Source organism: Actinomycetospora chlora, from assembly GCF_039542135.1.
Taxonomy (GTDB): Bacteria; Actinomycetota; Actinomycetes; order Mycobacteriales; family Pseudonocardiaceae; genus Actinomycetospora; species Actinomycetospora chlora.
The window spans coordinates 71,540-85,767 of record NZ_BAABHO010000016.1 but is presented as its reverse complement, the minus strand read 5'-3'; the positions used below and the strand labels follow the sequence as shown (position 1 = coordinate 85,767).

Genomic DNA, 14,228 nt, shown 5'->3' with positions numbered 1-14,228 from the left:
GGGGCCGGCCGGGCCTCAGGCCACCCCGGAGTCGGACGTCTGCGGGCCGGCGGCCTGCGGGTCGTCGATCCGGTACTGCTCCGCGGCCCGCACGACGGTGTCGCGGCCGACCTCGCCGCGGCGGGCGAGCGCGGCGAGGACGCCGACGACGATGTTCTCCGCGTCGACCCCGAAGTGGCGCCGGACGGCGGGCCGGGTGTCGGAGAGACCGAAGCCGTCGGTGCCGAGCACGGAGAAGTCGCCCGGGACCCACTTGCGGATCAGGTCCGGCACCGCCTTCAGCCAGTCCGACACGGCGACGACGGGGCCGGCGGCGTCGGCGAGGGCCTCGGTGACGTACGGCGTCCGCGGGTCCTCGCCGGGGTGGGTGTGGTTGTACTCGTCGCACTCGACGCCGTCGCGGCGCAGCTCGGTCCAGGACGTCGCCGACCACACGTCGGCCTGCACGCCCCACTCCTGCGCAAGCATCTCCTGGGCCGCCAGCGCCCACGGCATCGCGACGCCCGAGGCGAGGATCTGCGCCCGCGGCCCGGGCCCGCCGGGGGCCTGGGCGTAGCGGTAGAGCCCGCGCAGCAGCCCGTCGACGTCGAGACCCTCGGGCTCGGCGGGCTGGCGGTAGGGCTCGTTGTAGACCGTCAGGTAGTACGAGACGTTGGGGTCGCGGTGCGGGTCCGGCTCGCCGTACATGCGGGTGAGCCCGTCGCGCACGATGTGCCCGATCTCGAAGGCGTACGCCGGGTCGTAGCAGACGATGCCGGGGTTGGTGGACGCGAGCAGGATCGAGTGCCCGTCGTTGTGCTGCAGGCCCTCGCCGACCAGCGTCGTGCGGCCTGCCGTGGCGCCGAGGTAGAAGCCGCGCGCCATCTGGTCGGCCGCGGCCCAGATGCCGTCGCCGGTGCGCTGGAACCCGAACATCGAGTAGAAGATGTAGATCGGGATCATCGGCTCGCCGTGGGTGGCGTACGACGTGCCCACCGCGGTGAACGACGCGACCGACCCGGCCTCGTTGATGCCCTCGTGGAGTAGCTGGCCGGCCTCGGACTCGCGGTAGGCGAGCAGCTGGTCGTGGTCGACCGACGTGTAGAGCTGGCCCTGCGGGTTGTAGATCTTCAGGTTGGAGAAGAACGAGTCCATCCCGAAGGTGCGGGCCTCGTCCGGGATGATCGGGACGACCCGCTTGCCGATCTCCTGGTCGCGCGTCAGCTCCTTGACCAGCCGGACGAACGCCATCGTCGTGGCGATCTCCTGCTTGCCCGAGCCGCGCTTGACGACGTCGTAGACCTTGTCGCCGGGCAGCACCAGCGGCTTGTTGTGCGTGCGGCGCTCGGGCAGCGCTCCGCCGAGCTGGCGGCGGCGGTCCAGCATGTACTGGATCTCCGGGGCGTCGTCGCCCGGGTGGTAGTACGGCGGCAGGTAGGGGTCGCGCTCGAGCTCGGCGTCGCTGATCGGCACGCGGACCTCGTCGCGGAACGTCTTGAGGTCCTGCAGCGTCAGCTTCTTCATCTGGTGGGTCGCGTTGCGGCCCTCGAACGTCGGGCCGAGCGTGTAACCCTTGATCGACTTGGCCAGGATGACCGTCGGGCGGCCCTGGTGCTCCATCGCCGCCTGGTAGGCCGCGTAGACCTTGCGGTAGTCGTGGGCGCCGCGCTTGAGGTTCCAGACGTCCTCGTCGGTCATGGACGCGACGAGCTCCTTGGTGCGCGGGTCGCGCCCGAAGAAGTGCTCGCGGACGTAGGCGCCGTCGTTGGCCTTGTAGGTCTGGAAGTCGCCGTCGGGCGTGGTGTTCATGAGGTTGATCAGGGCGCCGTCGCGGTCGGCGTGCAGCAGCCGGTCCCACTCGCGGCCCCAGATGACCTTGACGACGTTCCAGCCGGCGCCGCGGAAGAACGACTCCAGCTCCTGGATGACCTTGCCGTTGCCGTGCACCGGCCCGTCGAGGCGCTGCAGGTTGCAGTTGATGACGAAGGTCAGGTTGTCCAGGCCCTCGGCCGCGGCCACGTGGATCGCCCCGCGCGACTCCGGCTCGTCCATCTCGCCGTCGCCGAGGAACGCCCAGGTGTGCTGCTGGGAGGTGTCCTTGAGGCTGCGGTTGTGCATGTAGCGGTCGAACCGGGCCTGGAAGATCGCGTTGAGCGGGCCGAGGCCCATCGACACCGTGGGGTGCTCCCAGAACCACGGCATCAGCCGCGGGTGCGGGTAGGACGGCAGCCCGCCGCCGGGGCCGGCGTGCGACAGCTCCTGGCGGAACCCGTCGAGGTGCTGGGCGCCGAGGCGGCCCTCGAGGAAGGCGCGGGCGTAGATGCCGGGGGAGGCGTGGCCCTGGATGTAGACGTGGTCGCCGCCGCCGGGGTGGTCCTTGCCGCGGAAGAACCAGTTGAAGCCGACCTCGTAGAGCGACGCCGCCGACGCGTAGGTCGAGATGTGGCCGCCGACCCCGACGCCCGGCCGCTGGGCGCGGTGCACCATCGCCGCGGCGTTCCAGCGGATCCAGGCGCGGTAGCGCCGCTCGGTCTCCTCGTCGCCCGGGAACCACGGCTCCTGGTCGGTGGGGATCGTGTTGACGTAGTCGGTCGAGTACAGCGACGGCACCGAGACCCGGCGCTCCCGGGCGCGCTGGAGCAGCTGCAGCATGATGTAGCGCGCCCGCTGCTCGCCCTGGCCCTCGAGCATCGCGTCGAACGACTCGATCCACTCGGAGGTCTCGTCGGGATCGATGTCGGGCAGGTGGGACGACAGGCCGTCGCGGATGATGTGGACGCGGCCGTCGGTGTTCGCGCTGTTCGCGGTGCCCTTCTGGATGGTCACGGCTCGCTCTCCCTGTGGTTCGGGCCCTGTCGTGCGGGGTCGACGGCGCCGGGGCGGGGTCCGGATCGCGGTCCGCCGGCCGGCTCTCGGAACCGATTCTGCCCGGCCGACCCCGGGGGCGCCGTCCCGCTGACCTCGCCGGTCGCGCCCATCGTCACCCGCCGCGTCCCTGCCGTCACGTGTACTGCCCGGTAGCCGGAACGACCCCTCGCGACACGCCGCGGGGCCCCGTCTCCGGTCCGACGGTCGAGCTCCGCTCCGCTCCGTCTCCGGTGTGGCTGGTTGCGCCGCGTACGTCGGCCGTGTTCGCTGGGCGCTTCGGACGGGTGACCTACACGACTGCTGTCGGGTACGGCGCCCCTGACGCGAGGGGGAAGCGGACGTGGTCGCGGCCACGGGAGACTCGGACAAGTCCGATCTCGCCGGCAAGCTCGGCATCGAGCCGGGGATGATCGTGCAGGAGCTGGGCTGGGACTCCGACATCGACGAGGAGGTCCGGTCCGCGATCGAGGAACGCTGCGGGGAGGACCTGCTCGACGAGGACGCCCAGGAGGTCGTCGACGTCGTGCTCCTCTGGTGGCGCGACGGGGACGGTGACCTCGTCGACACCCTCGTCGACGCCCGTTCCCCGCTGACCGACGACGGCGTCATCTGGGTGCTCACCCCGAAGACCGGCTACGACGGCCACGTCGAGCCCTCCGACATCGCGGAGGCCGCCCCCACCGCCGGGCTCTCGCAGACGTCGAACGTCAGCCTGTCCGAGGGCTGGGTCGGCACCCGTCTCGTCCCGCCGAAGCAGTCCGCCCAGCGACGCCGCTGACCTGCGCCTCTCGTTAGGCTGGTCGCGCTTCGGGCACCGGACGGACGGGAGACAGGTCGAGATGACGGTCGAGGTGGGCGCGCAGGCCCCCGACTTCACGCTGAAGAACCAGGACGGCCAGGAGGTCTCGCTCCACGACTTCGCGGGCCGGAAGAACGTCCTGCTCGTCTTCTACCCGTTCGCCTTCTCCGGGATCTGCACCGGCGAGCTCTGCTCGGTGCGCGACGACCTCTCGACGTTCCAGAACGACGACGTCCAGGTCCTCGGCTGCTCGACCGACACCACGTGGTCGCTCAAGGCCTGGGCGAACCAGGAGGGCTACGAGTTCCCCCTGCTGTCGGACTTCTGGCCCCACGGCGCCACCGCCGAGAGCTACGGCGTCTTCGCCGCCGACCTCGGCTTCGCCTTCCGCGGCACCTTCCTCGTCGACACCGAGGGTGTGGTCCGGTTCGCCGAGCAGAACGGCCCCGGCGACGCCCGCGACCAGCAGGGCTGGCGCGACGCGCTGAAGAAGCTGTCGTAACTCGCTCGTCTTCGGAGCGAACGTGCTGTTCGCTGCTTCTAGGCGGACGAACTCCCCGTTCGCTCCGGGACCGGGCGCGTAGCTCAGCGGAAGAGCAACGGCCTTACAAGCCGTCGGTCGCAGGTTCGAATCCTGCCGCGCCCACGCAGGTCGGGGTCTGACCGGCCTCTTCTCGAGCCAGGCCGAGCCGCGGTCGTCGTCGGCCAGATCGCGGCAGGTGACGTCCTCGCCGCTGGAACCGCGGGCCGCTCGCGGTAGGCCTGGCGACGCCGGGCCGCCGCGTCGGCGTGGGCGGGGTCGGACGTCCCCGACTGCGGTGAGCCGCACTCACGGTCCTCACAGGAGCGCGGACTAGAACCGAGCCGAGGGGCCCTCGCGTGGGTGCGGGGCTGCCGAGCAGGCGACGGACCGATGGAGATGACCGAAGACGCTCGCACCCGGGAGACCCGTCGGGTCCGTCTCGCGACCGGCCTGATCGCGGCCGGCGCCGCCACGGCGTCCGTGCTGTTCGCCGGACTCGCCGCATCGAACGCGCCGGCGTCCGCCTCGACGTCGACCACGGCACCGAGCCCACCGCCCTCGACCTCGTCGGGAGCACCGGGCCTGTCCCCCTCGTCGTCGCCGGACGACTCGGGTCTGGAGGGGAGCGCGGTCGGTGACGGGTCCGTGGACCCGGGCTACGGCTGGTCTCCCTCCGCGGGCGGTGGCCTGAGCAGCGGCTTCGGTCAGGGCCACGCGTCGTCGGGGGGACCGTCGAGGACTGGGCGCTGTGGAGTACGCGGGCCCGTCTCGTCGTGGCGGACCCCGCCGCGCGTGGCGCGGCGCGGATCGTCGACACCGTGGCCGGTGAGGTCGAGCGGGCCTGCAGCCGCTTCACCGGGGACTCCGAGCTGCTCGGTGTCGCCCTGCTCGCCGCGGCCCGTACCGGCGGCGTGGTCGACCCGACCGTCGGGGGGCGCCTCGTCGAGCTCGGGTACGACCTTCCACACGGTGCCGACCGGCCTCGACCTGCAGACCCCCGACGGCGACGCGCTCGGCGTCGATCCGGTCCGGGTCCGGGAATTCGTCCGGAGGACCCTGGAGACGGCGGACCCCTCCTCTTCGCCACCCGCCCCGCAGCGCGCCCCGGTCCTCGTCAGCGCCGGTGCCGGTCTCGCCCGGCCCGCGGCCGGACCACCTCCGGGTGCCGTCGTCGGCTCCGTTGGGGCCGTCGTCTCCGTGACGGCGCCGCCTCCTGCGACGGGCGGGACGCCCCCGTGCGTCGACTGATCAGGGCCGCCGTGCGCCGAATGCGCGTGTCGAAAGGCCCGCCGCGGGACACCCGCACAGCCCTGCCCGGACACCCGTCGCCGGCCGATGCTCCGACCATGTCCGCACCCGTGTCGTGCCCGCAGTGCGGGCGCGCCAACCGCATCGCGTCGTCCGCGGCCGGCAGCCCGCGCTGCGGCCACTGCCGAGCCCCGCTGCCGTGGATCGTGGACGCCGACGACCATGACTTCGGCGAGGTCGCCGAGGCCGCCCGCCTGCCGGTCCTGGTCGACCTCTGGGCCGCCTGGTGCGGTCCGTGCCGCATGGTCGCGCCGGTGGTCGAGCGCGCGGCGCGGGAGTACGCCGGCCGGCTCAAGGTGGTCAAGGTCGACGTGGATCGCGCGCCGTCGATCGCCGCCCGCTACGACGCCCGCAGCATCCCCACGCTCCTGCTCTTGCGCTCCGGCCGGGTGATCGGCCGGCAGGTCGGGGCGCCACCGGGTGAGCGGCTCCTCGCCTGGGTGGCCGCGGAGCTCGGCCGGGAGACCGCCGAACGAACGCACGGTGCCGCCCGGGTCGTGGAGGGCTGATCGAGGAGCCGGCGACGACGTCGCAGGAGCGTGATGAGGCGGCCGGCCAGGTTCGCAAGTGGGCCGCAAGATTGTCGGCGGGGAGGACCGGGGCAGCCGATCGGTGCCGGTTGAGCTCATCAGCCGGGAGCGGGCGTCGAACACGGACGCGGTGCGGCCTGGTGGCCGAACCGAGCGGTCCGCGGCCCGCGGACGGAGCTCTCGAGTGGAGCCCCGGACCCGTCACCGAGACACATCTCGTGGAGGTAATCCCGTCATGACCACCTTCGATGCCAACCGGTCGACCGCACCGTCGCAGGATCGCGACGCCGTCGCGGACGGACGCACGACGCGGTGGGGCCCGGCGTGGGTCGGTGCGGTGGTGGCGCTGCCCGTCTTCGTCGTGCTGCAGCTGCTCTTCATCGCTCTCGGCTGGATCGCCCTCGGCGTCGACGGCGCGGGCTCGGGTATCGCGGCGAGCCTCGTCAGCGCCGTGCTCGCGATCATCGCCCTGTTCGTCGGCGGGCTCGCGGGCGGCACCGCGTCCTCCTGGCGCGGGTCCTCGACCAGCACGGCCCTGCAGGGCGCGATGACGTGGGCCCTGAGTGCGGTCGGCCTGCTCGGCCTCGGCCTGCTGGGGGGCGGCGCGCTCGCCGGCAGCCTCGGGGGACTCACCCGGCTGGTCGTGGCGACCGGCCCGCAGCAGTTCGCCACGAACCCGGCGGTGGCCGCCCAGGCGGTCCAGGCGATCCAGAACGGCGCCGGCTGGGCCGCGCTGTGGCTCGGGGTCGCCCTCGTCGCAGCAGTGATCGGCACGGGCGTCGGGGCTGCTGCCGCGAAGGGGGTCGGCCCGACGTCGGTCGGCGAGCACGGCGCCGAGGCCCGCGTCGGCCGCTGACGCCGCAGCCAGGCCACCGAGATCGACGGCGCTCCCGCGGCCCTCCGCCGCGGGAGCGCCGTCGTCCGACGAGCGGACCACGACCACCGTCGTCGGCCCGATGCGCCTTGCGATCGGCTGACGAGGGCCGCGGCGCCGGTCCCGGCTTCGCTCCCCGGCCGGAGACTGGAGGTCCGACGCCGGTCCGCACCGAAGGGACGCGGTCGTGAGGGTGCTCGTCGTGGGAGCAGGGATCGCGGGTCCGACGCTGGCCTGGTGGTTGCTCCGCGCGGGGCACGAACCCGTCCTCGTCGAGCAGGCGCCCGAGCCGCGTCGCGGCGGGTACCTCGTCGACTTCTGGGGTGCAGGCTTCGACGTGGCGGAGGGGATGGGCATCGTCGCCGAGCTCCGACGTCGCGGGCAGCGCTTCACCGAGGTGCGGGGTGTCACCTCGAGCGGACGGCGGTGGAGCTCCCGGCGTGGCCGCCGTCCGGCTCGCCCGTCTGAGGGCCGTCGTGGTCGAGACGCGGCGCCGGTGCGCGGTCGAGGGTCGGCCGTCGGTGGTCCCGGCCCACATCGTCAGGTGGTCGCAAGGCACGGGACGGGCGGGAGAGGCGGCCGGACTGGGACCGTCCAACCATGGACCGTTCGCGCGGGCCGTCACGGCGCTCTGCGACCGGGGATGGCCACGGGTGACCGCCGGCGCCACCACGTCGGCCCGGCGCGCAGAGCCGACCCCTCCCGCGCGGCGGATGAACCCCGCCGTGCCGGGACCACACCCGCACGAGGACGCTCCGGTCGGTGTCGAGCGCCGACACCGACCGGCCGGCACGGGGTCGCGCGGGCCGGCCGTGCCGCCGGTCCCGCGCGACATCCCGCTCCTCACACCGCGAACGAACCCGTCGCCGCGGCGGCCGGCGGGCGACACGCGCCGTCCACCTCTCGGGCCCGACGTCGCCCCCGTGTCCGCCGCCCTGATCACCCTCCTGGTGGGGCTGCTGCTCGGGCTCCTGGTCGCGCAGGTGACCCGGCCCTCGCCCGCCCCTCGGCCGGGCGCGCACGACAGGGGCGCGGTCGCCCAGGTCGTCGTTCGCTGAGACCGACCTCGGCGGCGGGCGGACCGAGGCCGCGGCCGGACCGCTAGTAGCCCGCCGACGAGGTGTCGTAGGAGTCCGCCTCGGCGTAGGAGTCGTCGGCGGACGAGTAGTAGCTGGTGGCGTCGTCGGCGGAAGACACCGCTTCGTCGCCGTACCCGTTCGACGCATACCACTGGGAGTCGTAGGTGCTCTGGTCGCCGTTCCACTGATCCCAGGAACCCGACCACTCCGCCTGGTCGGCGGACCAGTCGTCCCAGCTCTGCGCGTAGCTGTCGGTGTCGGTGTAGGTGTCGTAGCCGGTGCTCATGATCAGGCCTTCCGTCTCGGTACGTGCCCCTCTGACGGCGCCGGCCGGCGGTGGTGTTCCCGGTGTTTCCTGGCAGATGTCTGAGATGACCGGCTTCCGAGGTCGAGTCGGGGGCAGCCGCAGGGCGGCGCTCCCGTGATCGGCTCCTCGCGCTCGTGCACGCGCCGCCGGGCCGGCGGATCAGCCTGGGCCGGCTCCGGAGCCGGGCTGGTGGGCGCCGGCTCCACCGGGTTCGGAAGGAGCGGCCGGGCTGTCCGCCCGCCGGTCCGTGTCACCTGAGTGCGCTACGGACGCCCCGGGCGAACGCGGCCTCGTCGTGGACCGTGTCGGGGCCGGCGACGACGGTGGTTCCGAGTCGGCCCCGGAGGACAGAGCGTCGTCGTCGGCGTCGATGTCCACGCCTCGGCGCAGGAGCTTCAGGGTGTAGATGTTGCGGTGCGAGACGAGGTGGCTCAGACCCGTGGCCAGCACGACCGCGATCATGAGCGGGAGGATCACGCTGTAGTTCCCGGTCAGCTCGAACACGATGAGCACCGAGGTGATGGGGGCGTGGGCGGCGCCGGCGAACACCGCGGCCATGCCGACCAGGCCGAAGGCGCCTGGCGCGAGGTGCAGCGTCGGGAACAGCGCGGCGGCGAGGGTGCCGAAGGCGGTGCCGGCCATGCCGCCGATGAACAGCGACGGGGCGAACACGCCGCCGGAGCCGCCGATGCCGATCGTCAGGCTCGTCGCCACCATCTTCCCGACGACGAGCAGCAACAGGAACCCGACCGCGTACTCGCCGGCGACGCCGTCCTGGAGGACCGGATAGCCGACGCCGTAGAGCTGGGGCAGGGCGAGCAGCACCCCGCCGAGCAGCACACCTCCGACGGCGGGCCGGAGCCACTCGGGGCCGCGCCAGGCGACGTCGCAGAGGTCCTCGATCGCGTACAGCACGCGGGCGAAGCCCCAACCGAGCAGACCGGCGAGCAGGCCGAGCAGGGCGTAGAGCGGTAGCTCCGCGGACGAGCCGAGGGTCCAGTGGGGCAGGTGCAGGATCGTGTCGTCGCCGACGAGCAGGCGGGCGACGACGTTCGCGGTGACCGACGAGATCACCAGCACACCGAAGGACTGGGCGGCGAAGGCTCGGAGGATGATCTCCAGACCGAACACGACGCCGGCCATCGGAGCGTTGAACGTCGCCGAGATCCCGCCGGCGGCGCCGCAGGCGACCATGAGCGTGAGCCGCCCGGCAGGCACGCGGAGGGCCTGGCCGATGGACGACCCCAGCGCGGACCCGATCTGCACGATGGGCCCCTCGCGGCCGACCGAGCCGCCGGTGCCGATGCAGAGCGCGGAGGCCAGGGCCTTGACCCCGGCCACCTTCGCCGGGATGCGGCCCCCGTTGCGGGCGACCGCGACCATCACCTCCGGCACACCGTGCCCCCGCGCCTCGGGTGCGAACCGCGTCACGAGCGGCCCGTAGACCAGACCGCCGACGACGGGCGCGAGTAGGAGGAACCAGGGCCCGAGGGCGGACAGGTGGGTGCTGGCGACGCGGCCGGCGTCCGAGAAGTCCTGGCGCCCGGTCACCAGCCAGGTGATGCCGATGATCAGGTAACGGAACACCACGGCGCCGATGCCCGCGCCGAGCCCGATGATCAGTGCGAGCCCGACGAGCCCTGGTCGGGAGTCGGTCAGCCACCGGTGCAGGACGTTCCCGGTCCGTGCGAAGCGGGCCGACCGCCTCGGTCGTGGCTCCTCGTGGAGGGGCTCGGTCTGCTCGTCGGGCACCTCTTCGACGCGTTGGTCCTCGCTCACCGAGCCGCCTCTCGGACGGCCCAGTCGGGCTCGGGCACCTCACCCGCGGCCTCGGCGAGGGAGTGCAGACCCTCGACCACCGCGGCACGACGCCGGGCCGGTACCTCGGCGAGCAGCGTGCGCAGCTCGGCACGGCGGCGGTGGCTCACCTCCTCGACGAGGTCCTGACCCGCCGGCGACAGTGACACGTCGACCGCCCGGCGGTCGTCGGCCGGGCGTTCCCGGATCACCAGGCCCTTGGCCTCGAGCCGCCCGCACATCCGCGTACACGTCGGCGGCGTCACCGCCAGCGCGACCGCGAGCTCCGCGGGTCGCACGGTGCCCCGCTGCCCCAGGACCACCAGGGCGCGGTACTGCGGCAGCGTCACCTCCTCGTCCACGGCTCCCAACGACCGCACCACCACCGCCAGCAGGGCGCGGCTGGCCGTCATGACCGCGTCGACGAGCTCCTCGGCGGGCTCCTCGGATGATTGCACGTACTAATCGTTGCCTGAGGCAATACAGCTCGCAACCCGGCGACGTCCGGGAGACTCCGGTGCCGACCACGACCACGACCCGGCGACGAGGCGACCCCGACGACCAGGACGAGGATCATCGCGGTCGGATCACATCGCTTCCTTGGTGCCGCGGCGGATCAGCCAGGCGTTGGCCGGCCAGGCGGTGGCGAAGCCGATGACCATGCCGATCTGCATGAGGAACCAGTAGGCCGCGGTGTCGGGGCGCAGGGAGTGGGGCTCGGGGACGAGGACGAAGGCCATGATCGCCATCCAGGCGAACAGCCCGACCTCGAACGCGGTCAGCGACAGGACGTCGGCCTCGGTGGCCTCCCGCAGACCGGCTCACGGCCCCAGCCCGCGCATCGGCGCTCGCGGGCGGGTTGAGCGTGCTCGTCCTGGTCGCGGCGGTCGGGGGGACCGGATACCTGCTGGAGCACCGGATCCGCGGGCAGCTCGACGACCTCGCGACGTCCCTGGGCGCGAGCGTGCAGCACATCCGTGACTGGCTGGTGACGGGACCGCTCTCGCTGCGGCCCGAGCAGGTGGACGAGGTGCGGGCGCGGATCCTCGACGCTCTCCGCGCCGTGGCCCCGAGCGGGACGGCGCGGCGAGCTCGGTGGTCTCGGTGCTCTCCGGGGTCGTCATCGCGCTGTTCGTGCTGTTCTTCTTCCTCAAGGAGGGGAACGGCATGTGGCGCGCCGTGGTCGCGGTGGGCCCGGCGGCGCACCGGGATCGCCTGGAGGCGGCCGGACGGCAGGGCTGGGAGACGCTGAGCAGGTACGTCCGCGGGGTCGTCGTCATCGCCGTGTCCGACGCGGTGCTGACCGCCGTCGCCCTGCGCACCGACGAGGCGTCCCGAGAGCCAGACCCGGAGTCCTGACGGGGTCACGAGGAGCACTCGCCGCCGACGACCGCACGCCGGTCCGGTGGCACCGCGGGGGCGTTCAACCCGATCCCGGGCGTCAGCCGCCGTGGGCCGTCCCACGACGGACGTCCTCGTCCATGGCGTCGAGGGTGAGCGCGGCACAGAGCGCGAAGGCGTCCGACCGCATCGTGGCCTCGTGGACGAGCCGCGCGCGGTACGCCGGGTCGTACGGCCCCGCGAGCGGCTCGCGGGTGTCCAGCTCGAGGGCGAGCACCCCGGTCAGGACCCGCACGTCCTCGATCATCGCGAGCCGCCGGGTGCGGCTCACCGAGAGCGGCGCCGCGACGCACTGTGCCCCGAGGTGGTCCCGCGCGATGATCGCGTTCACCGCCGCCTCCCGGGCGGTCACACCGGTCACGGGACACACCACGGCCGAGAAGTCGGCAGGATCGGGCTCGCCCACGGTCGGACCCCTCGTCGCGCGGTGCCCCCGCGCGGCCGCGGGCGGCGTCCTCCCAGGAAACGCCGGGGGAGGGGCGCAGGAAAGGTGTCCGAGCTTGCGGTCGCCTGCCGGTCCCGGACGCCGACCGGTCCGCCGACCGGGCGGACACGGCCGGGCCACGGAGTCGCCGACTCCGTGCGCCGTCTCCCGGCCCTCGTCACCCGGCGACGCCCGACGGTTCGCCACCTCTGCGGGGAGTCCCGATCACGGGTCGCGTCCGGCGGGCCGAGGAACGTGACGGCGAGGACGACTCCGACGGCGGTCCGCACGGGCTTGCGACCCCCAGCCAGCACGGTGCGGAGGCTTCCTTGCGGTCCGCTGACGGCCGTTTCGTGGCCGCCGCACGTCGGGGACCAGAAGGGCTCCAGGCAGTGGTCCCGGGAGCGGAGGTGCGCGATGGCCAGGGTGGCGGTGGTGACCGGGGGGACGGCCGGTGTCGGCCGGGCGACGGTGCGGGAGCTCGCGGACGCGGGGTGGGACGTGGCCGTCGTGGCACGCGGTCACGCCGGACTCGACGCGGCGGTCGCCGACGTGGAGCAGCGCGGCCGGCGGGGCCTGTCGGCCGTCGCCGACGTCGCCGACCACGAGGCGGTGGAGCGCGCCGCCGCGCAGGTCGAGGCGGGCCTGGGCGAGATCGACCTGTGGGTGAACTGCGCGTTCGCGGGGTCGCTGGCCTACTTCTGGGACACCACGATGGACGAGTTCGAGCGGATGACCGAGGTGACCTACTACGGGCAGGTCCACGGCACCGAGGTCGCGCTGCGCCGGATGCGCCCCCGCAACCGCGGCGTGATCGTCAACGTCGGGTCGGCGATGGCGTTCCGGTCGATCCCGCTGCAGTCCGCCTACTGCGGGGCGAAGCACGCCGTCAAGGGCTTCACCGAGTCGGTGATGACCGAGCTCGCGCACGAGCGGAGCGCGGTGAAGGTCTGCATGATCCAGCTGCCGGGGCTCAACACCCCGCAGTTCACCTGGAACCTCGACAAGATGCCCCGGCACCCGGTGCCGGTGGCCCCGATCTTCCAGCCCGAGCTCGCCGCGCGGGGGATCCGCTTCCTCGCCGAGCACCCGCGCCGGAACATGTGGGTCGGGATCGCGACGGCCTACACCATCCTGGGCGAGCGGCTGGCGCCCAAGCTCGTGGACCTCTACCTGGGGCGGATGGGCGTGTCCGGGCAGCAGACGGACCGGGACACGCCGCGCCACGGGTCGAACGTCTTCGCGCCGGGCGACGAGGACGCCGACCGTGGCGCCCACGGGCCGTTCGACGACCGGGCGCACGACCACGACCCGCAGCTCTGGGCCTCGACGCACCGGCGCGAGCTGCTGGCCGGCGGCGCCGCCGTCGCGGCCGGGATCGCGGGCGCGGCGCTGTCCCTCGCGCGGGCGAGCCGGTGAGGCCGCGCGGAACCGCGACCACGGCGCGGGCCGGCGTGGTCGGGGTGCGCATCGCCTACGGGGCCCTGCTGCTCCTGGTGCCCCGCACCGCACTGCCGACCGACGCCGAGGACGGGGTCGGGACGGTCGTGGCCCGGGTGCTCGGCGCCCGGCACGTGGCGCAGGGTCTCGGCGCGGCGGTCCTGCCGCGGTGGGTGACCCCGGCGCGCAGCGCCCTCGTCGACGCCACCCACGCCGCGACCATGCTGGGCTGGGCGGTCCTCGACGCCCGGCGCCGGCGTCAGGCGCTGGTCAACGCGGCCACCGCCTGCCTGCTCGCCGTGGCCGAGATCCGGGTGGCCCCGGCCTGATACCCGACCGTCAGCCCATCGGCGTCTCACGCGCGTCCTCCTCGGCGGTGTCGTGGCGCTCGCCCGGCAGCCGGGCCAGCAGGGGCGCGACGGCGAGCACGATCGCGAGACCGATGACCAGGCTGACCAGCGGCGGTCCGGGCCGGGCGATCCCGCTGGCGACGAGCAGCGCGGTGGCGCCCGCCGGGGCGTGGTGGGCCCCGGCGACGGTGAGGACGAGCAGCGTCACCGCGACGGCGAGGGCCTGGGCGCCGACCTGGGGGGAGGCTCTCCTGGTGGGTCTCGGCCACCGAGGGCGCGTGCCACAGCCCGAACAGCGCGAGCGCGCCGAGCCCGGCCAGGACACCCGTGGTGTGCCCGAGCACGGCGTTGCGCATGCGGCTCGTCACGCTGCGCGGGTGGGCGAGCAGCACATAGGCGGTGGGCCCGAGGCTCGTGGTGAGCCAGGTGCCCCCGGCCGCCTGCGCGCCGAGCGCGGAGGCCACGTGTCCCGCGGCGCCGACGGCGGCGAGCAGCGCGCCCGCCAGGACCGCGAAGCGCAGTCCGAGCAGGACGCGGGCCGGCAGGCGA

At 73.8% G+C, this 14,228-nt stretch carries 15 protein-coding genes and 1 tRNA gene; 9 read left to right on the top strand and 7 right to left on the bottom strand.

The genetic code is table 11. The annotated features are described in order from the left end of the window. Nucleotides 1–15 precede the first annotated feature (15 nt). Nucleotides 16–2,805 carry a pyruvate dehydrogenase (acetyl-transferring), homodimeric type gene (gene aceE / locus ABD994_RS12300; protein ID WP_345414610.1) on the bottom strand — a complete coding sequence of 930 codons (2,790 nt, stop codon included), beginning with the start codon at nt 2,803–2,805 and terminating at the stop codon, nt 16–18. A 382-nt stretch (nt 2,806–3,187) separates the two neighbouring features. Here aceE and ABD994_RS12295 point away from each other — a divergent pair, with 382 nt between their 5' ends. The 6 genes from ABD994_RS12295 (at nt 3,188) to ABD994_RS12270 (ending at nt 7,939) form a co-directional block, all read left to right on the top strand. After that, nucleotides 3,188–3,625 (top strand): DUF3052 domain-containing protein, encoded by a 438-nt coding sequence (locus ABD994_RS12295; protein WP_345414608.1) that lies wholly within the window; start codon nt 3,188–3,190, stop codon nt 3,623–3,625. Nucleotides 3,626–3,686: 61 nt separating this feature from the next. Further along, nucleotides 3,687–4,148, top strand: a complete 462-nt coding sequence (locus ABD994_RS12290; protein ID WP_345414605.1) for a peroxiredoxin — start codon at nt 3,687–3,689, stop codon at nt 4,146–4,148. Between the two features lie 72 nt (nt 4,149–4,220). Further along, nucleotides 4,221–4,292: transfer RNA gene (locus ABD994_RS12285), tRNA-Val, on the top strand. 1,223 nt (nt 4,293–5,515) lie between these two features. After that, a complete protein-coding gene (gene trxA / locus ABD994_RS12280; protein WP_345414603.1) occupies nt 5,516–5,986 on the top strand; it encodes a thioredoxin in 471 nt (156 codons plus the stop codon). 256 nt (nt 5,987–6,242) lie between these two features. After that, on the top strand, nt 6,243–6,863 hold the full coding sequence (locus ABD994_RS12275) for a hypothetical protein (RefSeq protein ID WP_345414601.1): 621 nt from the start codon (nt 6,243–6,245) through the stop codon (nt 6,861–6,863). 941 nt (nt 6,864–7,804) lie between these two features. Beyond that, complete coding sequence (locus tag ABD994_RS12270; RefSeq protein WP_345414599.1) at nt 7,805–7,939, top strand: hypothetical protein; 135 nt, start codon at nt 7,805–7,807, stop codon at nt 7,937–7,939. Nucleotides 7,940–7,982: 43 nt separating this feature from the next. Here ABD994_RS12270 and ABD994_RS12265 read toward each other — a convergent pair whose 3' ends face one another. From ABD994_RS12265 to ABD994_RS12250, 4 genes are all read right to left on the bottom strand, one after another. Next, entirely contained in the window at nt 7,983–8,246 is a 264-nt protein-coding gene (locus ABD994_RS12265; RefSeq protein WP_345414597.1) for a hypothetical protein, read from the bottom strand. A gap of 180 nt (nt 8,247–8,426) precedes the next feature. Then, the gene (locus ABD994_RS12260) at nt 8,427–10,046 is read right to left on the bottom strand and encodes a chloride channel protein (RefSeq protein WP_425550054.1); all 1,620 of its coding nucleotides are present in this window, start codon (nt 10,044–10,046) and stop codon (nt 8,427–8,429) included. Continuing rightward, entirely contained in the window at nt 10,043–10,522 is a 480-nt protein-coding gene (locus tag ABD994_RS12255; protein ID WP_345414595.1) for a MarR family winged helix-turn-helix transcriptional regulator, read from the bottom strand. Before ABD994_RS12255 ends, ABD994_RS12260 begins: the two co-directional genes overlap by 4 nt. 129 nt (nt 10,523–10,651) lie before the next feature. Next, entirely contained in the window at nt 10,652–10,879 is a 228-nt protein-coding gene (locus ABD994_RS12250; protein ID WP_345414661.1) for a DUF4396 domain-containing protein, read from the bottom strand. Between the two features lie 280 nt (nt 10,880–11,159). Between ABD994_RS12250 and ABD994_RS12245 the strand changes: the two genes are divergently transcribed. After that, nucleotides 11,160–11,423: an AI-2E family transporter gene (locus ABD994_RS12245; protein WP_345414591.1), complete on the top strand. Its 264-nt coding sequence runs from the start codon at nt 11,160–11,162 to the stop codon at nt 11,421–11,423. 82 nt (nt 11,424–11,505) lie between these two features. Here ABD994_RS12245 and ABD994_RS12240 read toward each other — a convergent pair whose 3' ends face one another. Further along, the gene (locus tag ABD994_RS12240; RefSeq protein ID WP_345414587.1) at nt 11,506–11,826 is read right to left on the bottom strand and encodes a hypothetical protein; all 321 of its coding nucleotides are present in this window, start codon (nt 11,824–11,826) and stop codon (nt 11,506–11,508) included. 498 nt (nt 11,827–12,324) lie between these two features. Between ABD994_RS12240 and ABD994_RS12235 the strand changes: the two genes are divergently transcribed. Both ABD994_RS12235 and ABD994_RS12230 read left to right on the top strand, forming a co-directional pair. Continuing rightward, nucleotides 12,325–13,308 (top strand): SDR family oxidoreductase, encoded by a 984-nt coding sequence (locus tag ABD994_RS12235; protein WP_425550053.1) that lies wholly within the window; start codon nt 12,325–12,327, stop codon nt 13,306–13,308. After that, the gene (locus tag ABD994_RS12230; protein WP_345414581.1) at nt 13,305–13,658 is read left to right on the top strand and encodes a hypothetical protein; all 354 of its coding nucleotides are present in this window, start codon (nt 13,305–13,307) and stop codon (nt 13,656–13,658) included. Before ABD994_RS12235 ends, ABD994_RS12230 begins: the two co-directional genes overlap by 4 nt. Nucleotides 13,659–13,668: 10 nt before the next feature. Here ABD994_RS12230 and ABD994_RS12225 read toward each other — a convergent pair whose 3' ends face one another. After that, nucleotides 13,669–14,004, bottom strand: coding sequence for an HPP family protein (locus ABD994_RS12225; protein ID WP_345414579.1), 336 nt, complete (start codon nt 14,002–14,004; stop codon nt 13,669–13,671). Between the last annotated feature and the right edge of the window lie 224 nt (nt 14,005–14,228).

What these genes read in the sequence shown, in the direction of transcription:
- ABD994_RS12290 (WP_345414605.1), top strand. Translation starts at nt 3,687, where the DNA reads ATGACGGTCGAGGTGGGCGCGCAGGCCCCCGACTTCACGCTGAAGAAC.
- trxA (WP_345414603.1), top strand. Translation starts at nt 5,516, where the DNA reads ATGTCCGCACCCGTGTCGTGCCCGCAGTGCGGGCGCGCCAACCGCATC.
- ABD994_RS12275 (WP_345414601.1), top strand. Translation starts at nt 6,243, where the DNA reads ATGACCACCTTCGATGCCAACCGGTCGACCGCACCGTCGCAGGATCGC.
- ABD994_RS12265 (WP_345414597.1), bottom strand. Translation starts at nt 8,246, where the DNA reads ATGAGCACCGGCTACGACACCTACACCGACACCGACAGCTACGCGCAG.